The following is an 18,235-nucleotide window of genomic DNA, read 5'->3' as shown; positions in this document are numbered from 1 at the left end:
CCCGTGACGCCCGCGCCAGCTCCCGGACACCACCCCGCCCACCCGAGGACCGCGCGTGATCAAGAAGCTCAAGCGGATCGCCAAGCAGCTGCTGGCCGTCCCCGCCATCCGCAAGACCTACGAGGGTGCCACGCGCGGCGTCCTCGAGGTCGGCGGGTCCTCCCGCGTCGGCGCGACCCTGTACGGGCTGCTCGGCTTCGTGACGTTCAACCGCGAGCAGTGGGCCGTCCTGTCCGGCCGCCGGGCGTACTACCGCAACCTCGGCCGCCAGCGCCGCACGCACGTCGAGCTGCGCCGCAACGTGCACCGGCTCGAGAAGGGGATCCTCATGCGTCCCCGCCGCGAGACCTTCGCCAAGGACTACGTCCTGGAGACCGTCGAGTTCTACGTGCGCGCCGTGCGCCGCGAGGCCGACGCCCCCGCCCTCGACCCGTCCGAGCTGGCCTGGGCCCACGACGTGCTGACCGAGTACTTCACCGTCGTCACCGCCGCCGACCCGGTCGTCGACCGTGCGCGTGCGATGTTCGCCTCGGTGGACGCGGTGCCCACGAGCGGCACGACCAAGCCGTACCCGCACTCGTCCATCCCGGCCTCGGGCGTCACGTACGAGCAGATGCTCGCCCTCGCCCACCAGCGCCGCTCGGTGCGCTGGTTCCTCGACAAGCCGGTCGACCGCGACCTCGTCGACAAGGCCATCGCCGTGGGCCGCCAGGCGCCGACGGCGTGCAACCGCCTGCCCTACGAGTTCCTCGTCTTCGACGACCCGGACCAGGTCCGCCAGGTCGCGTCCATCCCGTTCGGCGCGGCCGGCTACGCCCACCAGATCCCCACGATCGTCGTGGTCAAGGGTCGCCTGGACAGCTACTTCTCCCCGCGGGACCGCCACGTCCCCTACGTCGACGCCTCGCTCGCGGCGATGTCGTTCATGTTCGCCCTCGAGACCCTCGGCCTGAGCTCGAGCGTCATCAACTGGCCCGACTTCGAGCCGCTCGAGCGCACCATGCAGAAGAAGCTCAAGCTGGCCCCCTACGAGCGCGTCATCATGCTGATCGCGGTGGGTCACGCCGACCCGACGAGCCTGATCGCCTTCTCCCAGAAGAAGGACCTCGACGTCCTGCGCGCGTACAACACCCTTGAGCCGTAAGCGTCTCGCGCGGCTCGCCGCGACGGTCCTCGTCGTCGGCCTGGTCGCCTACCTGTTCGGGCGCAGCCTGGCCGACAACTGGGCCGCGGTGCGCGAGCTCGACATCAGCGTGGACGGCTGGGCGGTCGCGTCCGTCCTCATCTTCGCGGCGGCGGTCCCGCTGTCGGGCCTGCTGTGGGGCTCGATGCTCACGCACCTGGGCGCGGGCCCCGTGCCCCGGCTCGAGGCGATCCGGGTCCAGTGCCTGTCGTGGCTGCTGAAGTACATCCCCGGCCAGGTCGGCTCCGTCGCCAACAAGGTGCTCTGGGGCGGCCAGCGGGGGATCTCGCGGGCGCTCGTCGTCATCACGTTCGTCTACGAGAACGTGTTCCTGCTGCTCGGCTCGATCGTGCCGACCGTCGTCGTCCTCTTCCTGGCCGACGCGTTCGCCGACGCCTCGCACGACCTGGTCAGCACGCTGCTGCCTGTGGCGGTCGCGCTCGTCCCGCTCGCGCTGGTGATGGACCGGCGCGTGTTCCGCTGGGGCGTGAACCTCGTCTCGCGCCGGGCGCTGAAGAAGGACGTCCCGCCCGAGTACTTCCTCGCGCCCCGACCGGCGCTGGGGTATCAGCTCGCGTTCCTGCTGCCCCGCGTCCTCAACGGCGTCGGGTTCGTGCTCATCGCGGTGTCGGTGCTCGACGTGCCGTCCTCGACGTGGGTGCCGCTGGCGGCCACGTACGTGCTGGCCGGGGCCGTCGGCATCATGGCCGTGCTCGTCCCCAGCGGGCTGGGCGTGCGCGAGGGCGTCATCGTCCTGCTCGCCTCGCGCTACGTGCCCGTCGAGCAGGCGATCGTGCTGTCGCTGCTCGCCCGTCTGTACAGCACCATCGGCGACGGGGTCGTCGCCGCCGTCTACGCGGGTCTGTCCGCGCGCATCCGTCAGAGAGGTCAGTCATGAGGTACGCGATCATCGGTTCCGCGCTCGCCGGCAACAAGGGGGCTGCGGCGATGCTGGAGAGCGCCGTGCAGCAGCTCGGGGAGCGTGACCCCGAGGCGCGGTTCGTGCTGCTGAGCATGTACCCGCGCTCGGACGCCGAGCAGAACACCTACCCGGCGATGACCGTCCTCGACGCGTCGCCGCTGCGCCTGGGCGTGCTGCTCAACTCCGCGGCCCTGCTGCACCGGCTCCTGCCGCCGCTGCGCGGCACGATCCAGAACGCGGTGCCCGAGATCAAGGCGCTCGCGAACGCGGACGTGCTGCTCGACCAGGGCGGGATCACCTTCGTCGACGGCCGCGGCAAGTTCCTCATCTACAACGTCGCGAGCATCCTGCCCGCGATCTTCCTCAAGACCCCCGTGGTCAAGTGCGCGCAGGCGATGGGCCCCTTCCGTGAGCCCGCGAACCGGTGGGCCGCCCGCACGTTCCTGCCGAAGATGGCCGCGATCGTGTCCCGTGGCGCCAAGACGCACGAGCACCTCGAGGAGATGCACCTGCAGAACGTCACGGCCGGCGCCGACCTCGCGTTCACGCTCGACGTGACGCCCGAGGACGCCGCCGCGGCCGAGGCCGCGGTCGACATGTCGTTCTTCGCCGGCGGCGACGTGGTCGGCGTCTCGCCGTCCGCGGTGCTGCGCAAGGCCGCCGACGCGCGCGGCGAGGACTACGTCGGCGAGGTGGCCCGGCTGGTCGACCACATCACGGGCACGCTGGGCCGCCCGGTGTTCCTGGTGGCGCACAGCGCGCGCGGCAACACCGACAAGACGCACAACAACGACCTGCCGCTGTGCCGGGAGATCCAGGCGCGCGTCGCGGACAAGGACAAGGTCCTCTTCGTCGACGCCGAGCTCGGCTCGCAGGCGCTGCGCCACCTCATCGGCCGGTGCGACGTGTTCGTCGCCTCCCGGTTCCACGCCATGGTGTCCTCGCTCGCGACCGGTGTGCCGACGCTGGTGATCGGCTGGTCGCACAAGTACCGCGAGGTCCTCGACATGTTCGGCCTCGCCGACTGGGCCCTGGGCCACGACGCCGCCACCGAGGAGGGCGTGCGCGAGCGCCTCGGCTCCCTCGTGGAGCAGCGCGAGGCCGTGCGGGCGCAGATCGCGGAGCGGTTCCCCGCCGTCAAGGCCAAGGCGCTCGAGCAGGTCGACGTGATCCTGCGCGTCGCGCGGGGCTGAGCGTGCGCGTCCTGGTCGACGCCACGGCGATCCCCGCGAACCGCGGGGGCGTCGGCCGGTACGTCGACGAGCTCCTGCCCGCGCTGGCCCGTCACGGCGTCGACCTCGTCGTCGCCTGCCAGGCCCGTGACGCCGCCACGACCTCCGCGCTCGTCCCGGGCGCGGAGGTCGTCGCCGCACCCGCCGGGGCCGCCCGGCGCCCCGCGCGGCTGGCGTGGGAGCAGACGGGGCTGCCGGCGCTCGCGCGCCGGGTCCGCGCCGACGTGCTGCACAGCCCGCACTACACGATGCCGCTGGCACCGGGGGTGCCGGTGACGGTGACGCTGCACGACGCGACGTTCTTCAGCCACCCCGAGCTGCACCTCGGGGCGAAGGGGCGGTTCTTCCGCACCGCGACGCGGCACGCCGTCCGGCGTGCGTCGTCGCTCGTCGTGCCGTCGGCGGCCACGCGGGACGAGGTGCTGCGGTTCGCGGGCGGCGACGCGTCGCAGTTCGTCGTCGCGCACCACGGGGTCGACACCGCGCGCTTCCACCCGGTGGACGACGCCGAGCGGCACCGCGTCGCCGCGTCGCTCGGGCTCACCGGTCCGTACGTCGCGTTCCTCGGCACCCTCGAGCCGCGCAAGAACGTGCCCGCGCTGGTGCGCGGGTGGGTCGAGGCCGTCCGCGACCTGCCCGAGCCGCCCGCGCTGGTCCTGGCGGGCGGGCGCGGGTGGGACGAGCGCATCGACGAGGCCGTCGCCGGCGTGCCCGACGGGCTGACGCTGCTGCGCCCCGGGTACCTGCCGTTCGACGACCTCGCCGGCCTCCTCGGCGGCGCCCGGGTGGTCGCCTACCCGAGCCTCGGCGAGGGCTTCGGCCTGCCCGTCCTGGAGGCCATGGCCTGCGGTGCGGCGGTGCTCACGACCCGCGAGCTGTCCCTGCCCGAGGTCGGCGGCGACGCCGTCGAGTACTGCGGCACGTCCGCCGAGGGCATCGCCGCTGCGCTGCGCGACCTCCTCGCCGACGCAGCGCGGCGCGAGCAGCTCGGGCGTGCCGCCGCCGTGCGCGCCGCCGGCTTCACGTGGGACGCCGCCGCGGCCGCGCACGTCCGCGCGTACGAGGCCGCCTGCTGAACGGTCGCCGACCTCAGGGCGTCGTCTGCTCGGCGACGTCCCTGGTGCGGTCCGTGCGTCGCAGGACCACGGCGGTGCCGACCAGGGCGACGGCCGCAGCGACCGTGCACACCAGGGGTGACCACGCCGGGAACCCGTTGGCGTCCGCAGCGGCGGGCAGCACCGCGGGGCCGGTCGCGCCCCCGAGGAGGTCGGGGTAGTTGCGTCCGACCCACCAGAACGAGTTGATGGCCGCGGCGATCCAGAGGATGCCCGAGACCGCGACGACGGCGGCGCGGCCCACGCGCCCTGTCGCCAGGCAGCCCGCGAGGAGCAGCAGGCCCGCCTGGAGGGTCGTGGGCAGGAAGTAGCGCCAGTTGTAGGCCCCGTAGCCCACCGCGTGGTAGAGCTGCGCCACCTGGAACGCGGCGAGGTGCAGGAGGAGGAAGGCGGGTGCCAGCGCCATCGCCCCTGGCACGAGGCGCTGCCAGGGCCGGTGCCGGACGAGCCACAGTGCCACGGCGGCGGCGGCGACGGCGACCAGAGCCAGCGACGCGATGCGGTTGACAGAGTCCAGGTCGCGCCACGGGATCGAGCCGAAGAAGCCCTTGGGGTAGATCAGCCAGAACTCGGGGTTCGTGAGGTTGTCCGACAGCGTCCGCGGCGAACGCCCCTCGACCGGGATCTTCGGCGTGGACCGCACCGGGTTGCCCGACAGCAGGGCGTTGTGCAGGTAGAACCATCCGATGGTGAGCGCCGGGAGGACGACGGACGGCCAGACCGCGGCCGCCACCGCCCTCAGCCGCGAGCGGCCCGGACCGGTGTGCCAGAGGGTGGCAGCGACGAAGAAGGTGCCGGCGACGGCCGCGGTGAGCAGGAAGGTCGACTTGGTCGCCGCGCCGCCGGCGACCACGGCACCCATCAGCAGCGCGCGGCGCGCCGTGACGCCGTCCTGCAGGGCGCGCAGCGTCAGCACGACCGCGGCCACGGAGAAGAACGTGACGGGCACGTCGTTGTACACCTCGGACGAGAAGCGCACGAACACCGTCGTCGTCGTGGCGAGGAGAGGGAGCGCCACGGCGGCCGTCTCGCGGTAGCGACCACCGAGCGTCCAGCCGGCGTGCGCCAGGACCAGGTACGTGCCGACGCCGAAGGCGAGCACGAGGGCACGCATCACGAAGATCGCCATGGCCCAGTGCCCGGAGTCCCACAGGACGCCGACCGCCGGTGCCGCGAGGAGGTAGAGCAGGGGCGGGTGCGCGGAGGCGTACTGGCGGGCCTCGCTGCTGTAGTCCGGGTGGACGGGGGAGTCGAGGACGGGACCGCGGGGGTCGGGGACGGACCCGTGCCAGAGCTGGTACGCGTAGTCGAGATGGAAGTACGAGTCGCCCGTCCCCTCCCAGGGCAGCGAGACGAGGGCGAGCACGGCCGCGCCGAGGTAGACGACGAGCCCCGCACCCACACCGACGAGGACACGGCGTGGCACCCGGCGCCGTCGTCCGTCCGTGGTCGGTGGGCTGATCACGCCGTCGGGCGCGGGGGCGGTCGCGGGCATGGTTCTCCAGGACGAGGGCTGAGGCGCCCCAGACGATACCGTCCGCGTCGAGCGTCCCCGGTACGTCAGCCGACGGTCACGTCGCGGCAGCCGATGCTGGGGTTCCGCTCGCCCTGGACGTCGATGGCGTACACGCACACGGTGTGCGGGCCCGCCGCGACGGGGAAGCTGGTGTTGAAGCCCCAGCGCCCGTCCTTGCGGACGAGGTCCGCGGTGACGCCCTTCGTCGAGCGACCGTCCACGTAGACGTGCACACGGATCGGGTCGGGCGTGTTCGGGTCGGCGGCCCAGCCGGTGACCTTGATCCTGCCCTCGGAGGCGACCGCCGTGTCGAGCCGGCCGGTGGGCAGCCCGTTGACGGTGAGCGTCGTGCAGCGCACCTGCGTGAACGCCCGCGTGGACGCGTCGGCCGCGTCGATGCAGACGGTGTGGTCGCCCACGACCGCACCCGCCAGGTCGAAGCTGAACCCGCGCTCGTCCGACTGGCCGAAGGGCGCACCGACGCCTGCGCGCGGGGTGCTCGCCGTCGTGCTCGCCACGACCGAGCCGTTCACGCGCATCCGTGCGGTGAGCGGCACGTCGGCGTCGGGGTCGAGCACCCAGCCGTCAGCGCGGAGCGTGGTGCCCTCCACCGAGCCCGAGAGGTCGCCCACGGGTGCTGCGTTCGTGACGTCGGTGGTGCGGCAGCCGAGCGACGTGTTCTTGCCGGGGATCGCGTTGATGCCGTAGACGCAGACCTCGTGCCGTCCGGTGGCCGCCGGGATGGTGAGCGCGAACCCGTGCTCGTCGCCCTTGCCGTAGACGCGCCCGATGTCGGGCCGCGGGCGAGAGGCGAGCGCCGACTGGTAGATGCGCCCGTCGACGTACACGTGCACGCGGATCGAGGCCGTCGTGTCGGGGTCGAACGTCCATCCGCTCACCACCATCGCGCCCGGCTCGGCGCGCAAGGTGTCGATCCGCCCCTTGGGCGCGGCGTTCGTCACGGTCACGGTCTTGCAGCCGATCTTGCGGCTCCCGCCGCCGGTCGCGTCGATCGCGTACGCGCAGACCTGGTGCGCGCCCGTGCCCGGGGTGACGGTCGTGCTGAAGCCGTGCTGCGCTCCTAGCCCGAACCTGCGGCTGATGTCGTTGCGTGTCGTGCTCGCGCTGATCCCCTTCACGACCTTGCCGTCGACGTAGACGTGCACCCGGATCGACGCCGACGTGTCGGGGTCGAGGGCCCAGCCCTTGACCGTCACCAGACCGCCGGCGTTCGTGACCGCGTCGAGCGCCCCGGTGGGCCGGGTGTTCGTGACGGTCACGGTCTTGCAGCCGATCTTCGGGTTGGTCGGGCCGCTGTTCGCGTCCATGGCGTAGACGCACACGGTCCGGCGACCGTCGGTGGCGGGCACGGTCACCCGGTAGCCGTGGGCGTCGCCCACGCCGTACGCGCGCGCCACGTCCGTCCGGGTGAGGTCGGCAGTCGCTCCCTTGACCACCTTGCCGTCGACGTACACGTGCACGCGCAGGGAGTCGTCGACGTCCGGGTCGAAGGTCCAGCCGGACACCGTGATCTGCCCGGCGGAGGTGGCGACCGCGTCGATGCGGCCGACGGGCGGCCGCTGGTTGGTGGAGCCGAACCAGTCGGTGAAGTAGTTCCAGAAGTTCCGGTTGCCGTAGGCGGAGCAGCTGTCTCCCGTGCCGTAGCCGGCGGCCAGCGCGGCACGGTTCGGCTGGTACGGCGTGTAGTTGTACAGCCCGGCGGTCGCCTGGTTGCGGATGTACACGGGGCTGGTGCCGCAGCCAGCGTTCGGGTGGAACCGCACGTTGTTCGTCATGCCGGCCCGGTGCGAGTAGCTGTTCGCGTTGATGCGGTAGTTGTTGAACTGCCAGCCGGCCCGGTACACCTGGTTGAAGAACCCGTAGTACTGGGCGTCGCAGGGCGCGGTGTCGGGGCAGCCGAAGCCCATGGCCTTCCGGTACGTCGCGGCGGTCTTGCCGGTCGTCGACGTGACCAGGCCCTGCTCCTTCTGGAGGGTCACCAGCAGCACCTGCGGGTTGATGCCGCACGCCTGGGCGACCTTGGCGATGATCGTCGCGGCGGTCTCCGAGGACCGGCCGGTGTACGCACCCGTGCAGCGGCTGTCCGCGGGCTTGTCGGCGGTCGTCTGCCGGTACGACTTGAGGCAGAAGGAGGTGCTCGACCCCGTGCAGGCGGCGCCCTTGGTGTTGAGGAAGCTCTGCACCTGCGCGGCCGTCATCGTGTCCTCGTCGTAGAAGACGGAGTCGCTGATGATGTTGCCGGGGTCGAAGTCGCTCAGGTCGGCTGCCTGCGCCGGTGCCGACGGCGTGGCGACGAGGACGGCGAGGCCGGTGGCCGCGACGGCCAGCGTCAGCAGCAGGGCACGCCACGCGAGGCGGGCGGCCGTCATCACGGCACCTCGACGGTGACGGGGTCCGAGCTGCCCGTGGACGTCGACGACGCGTAGGTGACCGTCGCCGTCCAGGTGCCCGACGGGACCGCGGAGCCGGGCAGCGTGAGCGACCCGCACGAGGTGGACGACGCGTCGGGGATGCCGTCGGACGTGGCCGTCGGGGTGCCGCTGCCGCCGGTGAGCGTGAGTGTGCAGGTGCCGTCGTCCTCGACGACCGGGACGTACGCGCCGACCTCGACCGCGCCGGACAGGTCGTTCCAGCCGGAGAACGTGACGACCACGTCGAGGACGGACGCCGCGTCGCCGGGAGTGGCCGGGGTGGGCTGCGCGGGGTCCTCGGGCTCCGGCTCGGGCGCCGCCGTCGGCTCGGGTACGGCGGTGGGCGTCGCCGTGGGCGGCACCGACGCCGTCGACGTCGCCGCGCTCGTCGTGGCGGTGGAGGCCGGTGCCGGGGTCGTCGAGGGCACGCAGCCCGCGAGCAGGCAGGCCGTCGCGCAGGCGACGACGGACGGTGCGGTGCGGACGCGCATCGGGGGTCTGACCTCACGGGTGGGCGGCGTGACACGCCCACGGTAGGTCGTCACCCGCACGGCCGCACCCATCGCCGCGGCCTATGGGAGGGTCTGCCCCAAATGTCGTCCGGGTTGCCCCGTGCTGTCCGTCTGCGCTGGTCAGCGCCCGGTTTTGGCTACCGCTGCGGGCGCGGCCCCGCGGTCGGTGCGGTGCAGGAGGAGCAGCCCGACGCCGAGCGCGACGGCCCCGACGGTGGCCGCCAGCACGACCGTCTCCAGCCCACCGGCGGGCTGCCAGCCCGGCAGGCCGTCGGGCCACGGCACCGCTTCGAACCGGTTGTAGTACGACTCGTAGCCGTAGACGTACCGCAGGGCCTGCCACGTGAGCGCGAACGTCTGGATGGCGAGGAGGGTGACGACGGCGACGGTCACCGCGGGCATGCCGCGCGTCGCCCGTGCCAGGGACGGGGCGAGCAGCACGAGGAACGCGGCGATCGCCGGCAGCCAGTAGCGCCCCTGCCACCCGAACGCGCCGATGATGCTCTGCGCCATGACGACGAGCGCGCTCAGGCCGAGGAAGAGGAGCGCCACGCCGGGCGGGGTGCTGGCCGCACGGGTGCGGTCGCGCAACGACACCACGCAGGTGGCGGCCAGCACGACCCAGGCGAGGACCACGGCGAACGGCAGTGGCGTGTCGGCCCAGCCGAACATGCCGACGGACTGCCGCACCAGGTCGCCGAACTTGAGCACCACGAGCAGGAGGCGCAGCGGCAGCGGGTAGGCGTCCCACTCGTCCGAGCCGAGCCCGGCGGACTCCCGCAGGTCGTTGCTCCACAGCATCCAGCCGACGCCGAACACCCCGAGCGAGAGCAGCAGGCCGACCGTCGCCCAGTGCAGACGACGCAGCGGCCACGGGCCGCCGGGGACGGGGACGGCGAGGAGGGCGAGGAGGCAGGCGGCCCAGGCGACGGACAGGGGGCGGGTCCCGATGAGCACGGCCGTGGCCACCACCAGCAGCACCTGCATGCGCGGGGTCACGCGGCCGCGGGCGGCGAGGTCGTGCCGGACGGCCGCGACGCACGCCGCGAGCAGCATGGCGGCGGAGATCTCGAGCCCGTTCGGGTTGATCGAGGTGAACATGTACACGGCCATGGGGGTACACGCGGCGAGCATGACGACCGTCGTCGCGCCGACGCCGAAGCGTCGCGCCGCCACCCGTGCGGCGAGGGCGAGCACCGCGGCGCTCAGCAGGCCCGAGAGGATGCGCGTGAGCAGCAGCGTGTGGGGGCCGCTGAGCCCGACGGCGAGGCCCGCGTGCATCACCGCGCCCGCGTAGGCGTAGTAGACCACCGGGTACGTCGTCATGTGCGTCGAGCCGACGACGGTGCCGTCAGCGGCGACGTCCCCGCGCTGCTCACGCAGCGTCGAGTTGAGCTCGCACGCCCCAGGCTGGCTCTGCTTGCCGGCGTAGCAGGTCGAGGACGGGAACTCGAAGAGCTCGGCAGGCATCGTCACCTGGGCGAACGGGCGGCCGGCGTCGTCGCGGACGAACTCCATGTTCCACGGCAGCGCCTCGCCGCTCGCCACGCCGTACGCGTACTGGAGGTGCTGCCCCTCGTCGGGGCTCGAGCCGATCGGGGACGCCGACGACCACGCCGTGGAGAGCAGCACGGCGGCGATCGCGCAGAGCGCCACGGCGAGCACGCGGACGCTGCGTGCGCGACCGCCGTCGAGGACCTCCGCGACGGACGTCCTCGCCCGGGCCAGGGGGCGGCGGCGGGTGCCCGCGTCGGGCGCACCGACCTGCGTCTGGTCGTCGCGCTCGGGGGCGGGGGCTGTCATCGCGTCTCGGTCCTGTCTGTCGGCTTCGCGTGCGCCGGGCGCTGACGTGCAGCGGCGGCGAGACGGGGAGCGCACGGCGCGCTCCGCGCACCGGGCACACGACAGGATAGGGGAGCCCGGGTCGTCGACGGACGGGCGTCGTCGACGACCCGGACCTCGCGGCGGCTACACGGTGACGGTGCGGCAGGTGAGCGTCTTCGGCGAGCCCCCGGCGCTGTCGATGGCGTAGACGCACAGCCGGTGGTCGCCGGGCGTGGCGCTGATCGTGGTCAGGAAGCCGTGCTCCGACCCGTTGTCGTACCTGCGCCCGATGTCCGCGCGTGTGCGGTCGGCCCACAGGCCGCGGACGACCTTGCCGTCGAGGTAGACGTGCACGCGGATCGGGGCCGAGGTGTCCGGGTCCATGGCCCAGCCGGCCACCCGCAGGGCGTTCCCGCCCTCGGCCCGGACGGAGTCCACCACCCCCTTCGGGCTCGCGTTCGTGACCGTGACGGTCCGGCACGTGAGCGTCTTCGGCGAGCCGCTCGTGCTGTCGATGGCGTAGACGCACAGCCGGTGCTTGCCGGGCGTGGTGCTGAGGGTCGTGAGGAAGCCGTGCTCGGACCCGTTGCCGTACTTGCGCCCGATGTCGGCGCGTTTGCGGTCCGCGGTGAGGCCGCGCACGACCTTGCCGTCGAGGTAGACGTGCACGCGGATCGGGGCCGAGGTGTCCGGGTCCATGGCCCAGCCGGCCACCCGCAGGGCGTTCCCGCCCTCGCTCCGCACCGAGTCGACCACGCCGGTGGGCGCGGCGTTGACGGTCCTGACCCACAGGCAGCCCAGGTTCACGTCGGTCCCTGCGCCGACGTCGAGGGCCGTCACGCAGACCGCGTGCCGTCCACCGCCGACGTCGACCGCGGCAGCGAAGCCGTGCAACGGGCCGGCGCCGGGGAAGGCGGAGGCGATGTCGCTGCGGGACTTGTTGGCGGTGACGGTCCGGGTCTTGCCGCCGACGCTGACGCGTACGGAGATGGAGCGGCTCGACGCCGACGGGTCCAGGGCCCAGCCCCGCACGGTGATCGTCGAGCTCGTGGCGCTCACGCTGTCCCACGAGCCGCGCGGCGAGGCGGCGACGGTGGCGTTGGACAGCTGTGCGACGCGGGCGCGGATGGAGCCGAGCGCGTTGTACAGGTTCTGCCCGGGGCAGGAGGTCTGCGACGTGTCGCGGTGCCCGAAGATCGTCGGCAGGGCGACGGTGGTGCCCGCGGGGAACTTCGTCGCGCCGCCGCCCGAGACGAGGCCGACGGTCGCGCCGGCCGTGATGCGGTGGACCTGGAACTTCCAGGCGATCAGCTGGCTGATGGCCTCGTTCATCGCGGCCGACGCCCCGGCGGAGCCGTACTCGCCGATGGCCGAGACGCCGAAGGTCCGGCTGTTGAAGCCGCCGGCGTGCACGCCCACGACGGGTCGGTCCATGCCGCCGGTGCGGCCCTCGAAGACGCGGCCGAACTTGTCGACGAGGAAGTTGTAGCCGATGTCGCACCAGCCGCGGCCGCCGCCGCCCTCGGGGCGCGTGTGGTACGAGAGGATGCCCCGGAGGATGCCCGGGACGTCGGCGGCGGAGTACGCGTTGGACGAGGCCGTGTGGTGCACGACGGCCGCCCGCACGTCCTTGGAGTAGTCGGGGTTGCAGGTCACCTGCGACTCGACGGCTCCCCACTGCGCGCGCGTGATGATCGCGGGCCGGGAGGCGGCAGCGGCGAGCGACGCGGTGGCCACGTCGGCGGTGCCGGTGGTGTACGCGGCGTTCGACGCCGTCGCGGTGCCGGTGTCCTCGCCGGGGTCGATGAGCACGGCCTTGAGCCCGCGGACCTCGCCGCGCGCGGCCTGCGCCCACAGCTGCACGCCGTCGGCGTCGACCGCGACGATCGGGTCGGTCGCACCGCGGGTGCCGATCGCGTCCTGGCCGCCGGCGTCCGGCTGCTCGTCGGACGCGGCGACGGCCTCCCAGCCCGACCAGGTGCCGTCCTGGCGCACGCGGTAGCGCACGACGACGTCCTCGAGGTCGTCGGACGCGTCCCACGAGACGCCGAGCACCGTGAACGGGGCGACGTCGAGCTCCTGGGTGAGGACGTCGGGGTCGACCTCGTCCGAGGGGGCGACCGCCCCGGCGAACGTCTCGGGTGCGACGCCCGCGGGCTCCTCGGCGGGTGCCTGCCGCTCGGTCGTCACCGGCTCCTCGGCCTCGGGCGCGACGGCGTCGGCGGTCGCGAGCGGGTCGGCGGTCGCCAGGGGGTCGGCGGTGGAGGGCGGGTCGGTCGTGGCGGACGCCGTGGCCGACGGTGCCGTCGGCTCGTCGGTCGGCGCAGGTGACGGTGCCTGCTCGGTCTGGGGCTCGGCCTCGGGTGCGACCGCGGGGGCCGGCAGCGCGGGGTCCTCCGGTGCCGGGGCCGCGGCGGGCAGCTCGGCGGCCGCCTGCGGGTCGACGCCGGCGAGGTCGAGCTCGTCGACCTCCGGCGCGACGGGCTCCTGGGAGACGGTCGCGGCCGCCGTCACGGCGCCGTCGGCGGCGGCCGCGGTGCTCAGGGGCCCGGTCAGCGCGGTGGTCAGCACCACGGCGGCGAGGATCAGCTTGCGAGGCATCCGGCAGTCCTTCGTCAGGGTCCCCTCCGCGTGCGCGCGTGAACCGCGCGACGCGCGAGTTGGACGCGAGCGTGACTCGAGTGTGCCTTGCGGTTGGGCGATCGGGCGACGGGCGCGCCGCACGATGAAGCGGATCCTCGGTGCTTCGTCCAGGTATGTCCTGGCTTGTCCTGGCCGATCATGACGGAGCGCCTTCACCCGTACGGGTGAAAGCGCTCCGGGTGGTCCGAAGGAGCCGTGTCAGCGGCGCAGGCTCCGGACGTACTCCTGGACGGTCGCCAGGTCCGGCAGCAGACCCTGCTCGCGCGCCTGCGCGAGCGTCGGCGCCGCCGTGTCCTTGTCCGAGAGCTGCGCGGTCAGCGGGCTGCCGTCGCGCCCCGTGGTCGGCCACGCGATGCCGATCTCCGGGTCGAGCGGGTGCACGCCGTGCTCGCGACCGGGTGCGTACCCCGTCGAGCACAGGTACAGCACGGTCGAGTCGTCCTCGAGCGACATGAACGCGTGACCGAGGCCCTCGCCGAGGTAGATCGCCCGGCGGTCCACGTCGTCCAGCAGCACGCTGTCCCACTGCCCGAAGGTCGGCGAGCCGACGCGCACGTCCACGACGACGTCGAGGACGGCGCCCTTCGCGCACGTGACGTACTTGGCCTGGCCGGGCGGCACGTCGGCGAAGTGGATGCCGCGCAGGACGCCGGCGGCGGACACCGAGCAGTTCGCCTGCTGCAGGTCGAAGCCGTGGCCGGTGGCCTCGGCGAACGGCGCGTCCTTGAAGTACTCGAGGAACACGCCCCGGGGGTCGCCGTGGAGCGTGGGGGTGATCTCCCAGGCCCCGGGGACGGTGAGCTCGCGGTACTGCACGTCGGTGGTCCTCTCGCCGGGAACGGTCAGGCACAGGGTAGTGGCCGGCGCCGCCGGTCCCGTCGGTCCGGCGGCTAGGGTTGCCGCCCGACAGGGGACCGAAGGGAGACAGTCAGTGCGCTGGGTCGTGATGGGTAGCCGAGGCATGCTCGGGACGGACCTTCTCGAGGCGCTCGCCGCCGCCGGGGAGGACGCGGTCGGGCACGACCGCGAGACGGTCGACATCCTCGACGCCGAGGCGGTCGCCCGCGCGCTCGTCGGCGCGGACGTCGTGGTCAACTGCGCGGCGTACACCGCCGTCGACCCCGCGGAGTCGGACGAGGGCACGGCCTTCACGGTCAACGCCGTCGGACCGGCGGTCCTCGCGCGCGCGGCCCACGCGGCCGGGGCCCGCATCGTGCAGATCTCGACCGACTACGTGTTCGCCGGCGACGCGTCGTCGCCCTACGCGGAGCAGGACCAGGCGGCGCCGCGGTCGGCGTACGGCCGGACCAAGATGGCCGGCGAGTGGGCGGTGCGGGCCGAGGCCCCCGACCACCTCGTCGTGCGGACCGCCTGGCTCTACGGCGCCCACGGCGCGTGCTTCCCGCGGACCATCGCGCGTGCGGCCGCCGAGCGCGGCAGCCTGCAGGTCGTCGCCGACCAGGTGGGGCAGCCCACGTGGACGCGCGACCTCGCCGATCTCGTCCTGCGGCTCGTCCGTGCCCAGGCCCCGTCGGGCACCTACCACGGCACGTCGTCCGGCCAGACGTCGTGGCACGGCTTCGCGCAGGCCGTCGTCGGTGCCGCGGGCATGGACCCCGCGATCGTGGCGCCCACCACCAGCGAGGGCTACGTGCGTCCCGCGCCGCGGCCCGCGTACTCGGTGCTCGGCCACGACGCGCTGCACGCCGCCGGCGTCACGCCGATCGGCCCGTGGGACGAGCGGTGGGCCGCCGCGTCCGCCGAGGTCCTGGCCTGACAGGACCCGCACCCGGCCGTGCCCACCACGCCCTCGGGCGCGGGGGCACGGCCGACGCGTGTCAGCGGTCGCCCTGCTCCAGCAGCTGCAGCAGGTAGGAGCCGTAGCCGGACTTGACCAGGCCCTGCGCACGCGTGCGCAGCTCGTCGTCCGAGAGGAAGCCGCGGCGCCAGGCCACCTCCTCCGGGGACCCGATCTTCAGGCCCTGGCGGTGCTCGACCGTGCGCACGTAGTCGGAGGCCTCGAGCAGCGAGTCGAACGTGCCCGTGTCGAGCCAGGCGGTGCCGCGGGGGAGCACCTCGACCTGCAGGCGGCCCTGCTCGAGGTAGGCCCGGTTGACGTCGGTGATCTCGTACTCCCCGCGCGGGGAGGGCTTGAGGTCACGGGCGATCGCGACGACGTCGTTGTCGTAGAAGTACAGGCCGGGCACCGCGTAGCTGCTCTTCGGCGCGGCGGGCTTCTCCTCGAGCGACAGCGCGCGCCCGGCCTCGTCGAACTCCACGACGCCGTACGCCGTCGGGTCGGCCACGCGGTACGCGAACACCGCACCGCCGTCGACGTGCGAGAACCGCTGCAGGCGGGCACCGAGGCCCGGCCCGTAGAAGATGTTGTCCCCGAGCACCAGCGCCGCGGAGTCCGTGCCGACGAAGTCGGCGCCCAGCACGAACGCCTGCGCGAGACCGTTCGGCTCGGCCTGCACCGTGTAGGTGATGGAGATGCCGAACTGGGAGCCGTCGCCCAGCAGCCGGTGGAACTGCTCGGCGTCGTGCGGCGTCGTGATCACCAGCACGTCACGGATCCCCGCGAGGATCAGCGTCGAGAGCGGGTAGTAGATCATGGGCTTGTCGTAGACGGGCACGAGCTGCTTGCTGACGCCGAGCGTGATCGGGTGCAGCCGCGTGCCGGACCCGCCGGCCAGGATGATGCCTCTCATGAGCAGACAGTCTGGCGCAGATCGTGCGAGCCGGGCGACGCCCGACGACGTCCGGCCCCCCGGCCTGCGCCCGGGCGCCCGCGACGTCGTGGCGGCGCTGCCCCTCGCCGTGCCCCTCGGGCTGGCCTGCCTGGGCCTGGTGGCGCTGCTCGCGGTGCTCGTCGGGCAGCACCGGCCGTGGGTCGTCCTGCCCCTGACGGCGGTCGTCGTCGTGATCGTGCTGCGAGCGGTGCCCTGGAGGGCTGCGGCGCCCGGCGAGGCCCCCGCGGCGCTCGTCGCGCTCGTCGGGGCCGGGGGCTGGGCGGTGTGGGGCCTCGGCGGGGTCGGGCAGTACGTCGTCGTCGCGCGCGACCCCGGGTTCCTCACGCTGGGCGCGCTCTGGCTCACGGGGCACCCGTCGGCGCCGGTGCCCACCGGCCGGGCCGCGGACGTCGCGGCCGCCGTGCGCGGGTTCTGGTCCGGGGCCGAGGCGTTCGCCGACGTGGGCGGTGCGCTGCACGCGCAGGGCAGCTCGATGCTGCCGGCGGTCCTCGCGGTCGTCGGCTGGGCCGGCGGCGCCGACGCGGTCCTCGCCGGCGGCGTGCTCGTGGGCGCGGTGGCGCTGCTGGCGGTGCACGCCCTCGCCCGCGAGCTGGTCGGGCCGTGGTGGGGGCTGCTCGCGCCGACGGCGCTGGCGCTGTGCCTGCCGATGCTGGTCCTGACCCGCTCGGCCTACACCGAGCCCCTCGTCCTGGCGTGCGTCGCGCTCGGCACCGCGCTCCTGGCCCGGGCGGTGCGGTCCGGGTCGGTGCGCCTCGCGGCGCTCGCCGGTGCGGCCGTCGGGGTCGCCGGGGCGGCGCGCATCGACGGTGCGATCGTCGTCGCGGGCCTCCTCGTCGCCCTCGCCCTCGTCGTCCTGGCCGCGCCTGACGCCTCCGGGCGGGCCGTGCACCGGGCACAGCTGCGCGCCGCGGGTGCGGCGGCCCTGCTCCTCACCGCGCTCGGCTACGTGGACCTGGTGCTCCAGAGCCCGGTGTACCTCGCCGAGCGGCTGCGCTACGTCGTGCCGCTCGGCGTCGGCCTGGTCGTCCTGGGCGCCGTCGCCGCGCTCCTCGCACGCGAGGACGTCGCCGTCCGGGTGCGTGCTGCCCTCGTCCGCGCCGCCCGCCCCCGGCGTCCCCGCCACGGCGGGCCGACGGCGCGCTCGCGGGCCGCCGACGCGGCCGCGCTCGTCGTCGCCGTCACCGCTGTGGTGCTGCTGAGCAGGCCGTGGTGGTTCGTCGGGCGGGCTTTCGCGGAGGGCTCGGCGACCGCCGGTGCGGTGGGTCGCCAGCAGGTGGCCGAGGGGCTCGCGCTCGACCCGACGCGCAGCTACGACGAGATGACGCTGACGTGGGCCGCCTGGTACCTCGGGTGGGTCGCGGTCGTGCTGGGCCTGGCGGGGGCCGTCGTCGCCGTGCGCCGGGCGCTGCGCACGGGGGACCGGACGCTGCTCGTCGTCGTCGCCGCGCTGCTGGTGGGCGCGCTGCCGTACGTCGTCCGCGTCACCATCACCCCCGACCAGGTGTGGGCGGTGCGACGGCTGCTGCCGGTCGCGCTGCCGACGCTGCTGGTGCTGGCGGGGTGGGTGCTGCGTCACGCGTGGGAGCGCGCCGGTGCGCGCCGGCCCGCGCTGCGCCGCGGTGCACGGGCCGGCGTCGCGGCGACGGCGGCCGTCGTGCTCCTCGCCCCGGTCGTGGCCTGGGACGGCGTGCAAGGGGTGCGCGAGCAGGACGGCCGGCTCGACGAGGCCCGTGCCGCGTGCGCCGCGGTGCAGGACGCGGGCGCGCGGCGCGTCGTGTGGGTGCACTCCTCGCCCTACCAGTACCTGGCCACGCTCCGGGTCGTCTGCGACGTCGAGGTGGTGCAGACCTTCGACCCGCCCACGGCCGCGGAGCTGGCGGCCGTCGTCGACGCGTGGGGCGGCGGCCCCGTGGTGGTCCTCTCGTACGACCGGCAGGACCTCGCCGCCGTCGACGGTGCCACCGTCGTCGCGACCACGCAGGTCACCACGCTCGGACGTCGCATCGCCGGACGGCCGCAGCACGTGGACGTGACCTCGACGACCCTGTGGGCCGCGGTCGTCGGGCGGCGGTGAGGCCAGGTCCCGCGCGCGGTCGGGGCCGC

At 74.0% G+C, this 18,235-nt stretch carries 13 protein-coding genes; 6 read left to right on the top strand and 7 right to left on the bottom strand.

The annotated features are described in order from the left end of the window. Nucleotides 1–55 precede the first annotated feature (55 nt). Genes BKA21_RS03920 through BKA21_RS03905 form a run of 4 tightly spaced genes read left to right on the top strand, consistent with a single transcriptional unit; the run spans nucleotide 56 to nucleotide 4,413 of the window. Nucleotides 56–1,144 (top strand): nitroreductase family protein, encoded by a 1,089-nt coding sequence (locus BKA21_RS03920; RefSeq protein WP_140458545.1) that lies wholly within the window; start codon nucleotides 56–58, stop codon nucleotides 1,142–1,144. Next, on the top strand, nucleotides 1,134–2,081 hold the full coding sequence (locus BKA21_RS03915) for a lysylphosphatidylglycerol synthase domain-containing protein (protein WP_140458546.1): 948 nt from the start codon (nucleotides 1,134–1,136) through the stop codon (nucleotides 2,079–2,081). Before BKA21_RS03920 ends, BKA21_RS03915 begins: the two co-directional genes overlap by 11 nt. Beyond that, nucleotides 2,078–3,298 carry a polysaccharide pyruvyl transferase family protein gene (locus BKA21_RS03910; protein ID WP_140458547.1) on the top strand — a complete coding sequence of 407 codons (1,221 nt, stop codon included), beginning with the start codon at nucleotides 2,078–2,080 and terminating at the stop codon, nucleotides 3,296–3,298. The genes BKA21_RS03915 and BKA21_RS03910 overlap by 4 nt, the downstream gene beginning before the upstream one ends. 2 nt (nucleotides 3,299–3,300) lie before the next feature. Further along, nucleotides 3,301–4,413, top strand: a complete 1,113-nt coding sequence (locus tag BKA21_RS03905) for a glycosyltransferase family 4 protein (protein WP_140458548.1) — start codon at nucleotides 3,301–3,303, stop codon at nucleotides 4,411–4,413. Nucleotides 4,414–4,426: 13 nt separating this feature from the next. Here the strand turns inward: BKA21_RS03905 and BKA21_RS03900 are convergent, their stop codons facing one another. The 6 genes from BKA21_RS03900 to BKA21_RS03875 form a co-directional block, all read right to left on the bottom strand. Next, complete coding sequence (locus BKA21_RS03900; protein ID WP_179625311.1) at nucleotides 4,427–5,878, bottom strand: hypothetical protein; 1,452 nt, start codon at nucleotides 5,876–5,878, stop codon at nucleotides 4,427–4,429. A 134-nt stretch (nucleotides 5,879–6,012) separates the two neighbouring features. Beyond that, nucleotides 6,013–8,358, bottom strand: coding sequence for a hypothetical protein (locus tag BKA21_RS03895; RefSeq protein ID WP_140458550.1), 2,346 nt, complete (start codon nucleotides 8,356–8,358; stop codon nucleotides 6,013–6,015). Further along, nucleotides 8,358–8,891, bottom strand: a complete 534-nt coding sequence (locus tag BKA21_RS03890) for a hypothetical protein (RefSeq protein WP_140458551.1) — start codon at nucleotides 8,889–8,891, stop codon at nucleotides 8,358–8,360. Before BKA21_RS03890 ends, BKA21_RS03895 begins: the two co-directional genes overlap by 1 nt. Nucleotides 8,892–9,032: 141 nt before the next feature. After that, on the bottom strand, nucleotides 9,033–10,715 hold the full coding sequence (locus BKA21_RS03885; protein WP_140458552.1) for a DUF2142 domain-containing protein: 1,683 nt from the start codon (nucleotides 10,713–10,715) through the stop codon (nucleotides 9,033–9,035). Between the two features lie 165 nt (nucleotides 10,716–10,880). Beyond that, the gene (locus tag BKA21_RS03880) at nucleotides 10,881–13,337 is read right to left on the bottom strand and encodes a peptidoglycan recognition protein family protein (protein WP_140458553.1); all 2,457 of its coding nucleotides are present in this window, start codon (nucleotides 13,335–13,337) and stop codon (nucleotides 10,881–10,883) included. 240 nt (nucleotides 13,338–13,577) lie between these two features. Beyond that, the gene (locus BKA21_RS03875) at nucleotides 13,578–14,195 is read right to left on the bottom strand and encodes a dTDP-4-dehydrorhamnose 3,5-epimerase family protein (RefSeq protein ID WP_140458554.1); all 618 of its coding nucleotides are present in this window, start codon (nucleotides 14,193–14,195) and stop codon (nucleotides 13,578–13,580) included. A gap of 130 nt (nucleotides 14,196–14,325) precedes the next feature. Here BKA21_RS03875 and rfbD point away from each other — a divergent pair, with 130 nt between their 5' ends. Further along, entirely contained in the window at nucleotides 14,326–15,156 is an 831-nt protein-coding gene (rfbD, locus tag BKA21_RS03870; protein WP_218886973.1) for a dTDP-4-dehydrorhamnose reductase, read from the top strand. 61 nt (nucleotides 15,157–15,217) lie between these two features. Here rfbD and rfbA read toward each other — a convergent pair whose 3' ends face one another. Further along, nucleotides 15,218–16,090, bottom strand: coding sequence for a glucose-1-phosphate thymidylyltransferase RfbA (rfbA, locus tag BKA21_RS03865; protein WP_140458556.1), 873 nt, complete (start codon nucleotides 16,088–16,090; stop codon nucleotides 15,218–15,220). Between rfbA and BKA21_RS03860 the strand changes: the two genes are divergently transcribed. Continuing rightward, on the top strand, nucleotides 16,089–18,206 hold the full coding sequence (locus BKA21_RS03860; RefSeq protein ID WP_140458557.1) for a hypothetical protein: 2,118 nt from the start codon (nucleotides 16,089–16,091) through the stop codon (nucleotides 18,204–18,206). The two genes, rfbA and BKA21_RS03860, sit on opposite strands and share 2 nt — an antisense overlap. Nucleotides 18,207–18,235 lie beyond the last annotated feature (29 nt).

It is taken from the genome of Cellulomonas oligotrophica, assembly GCF_013409875.1.
GTDB classification, from domain to species: Bacteria; Actinomycetota; Actinomycetes; order Actinomycetales; family Cellulomonadaceae; genus Cellulomonas; species Cellulomonas oligotrophica.
This window is presented reverse-complemented; position numbering and strand designations above follow the sequence as displayed.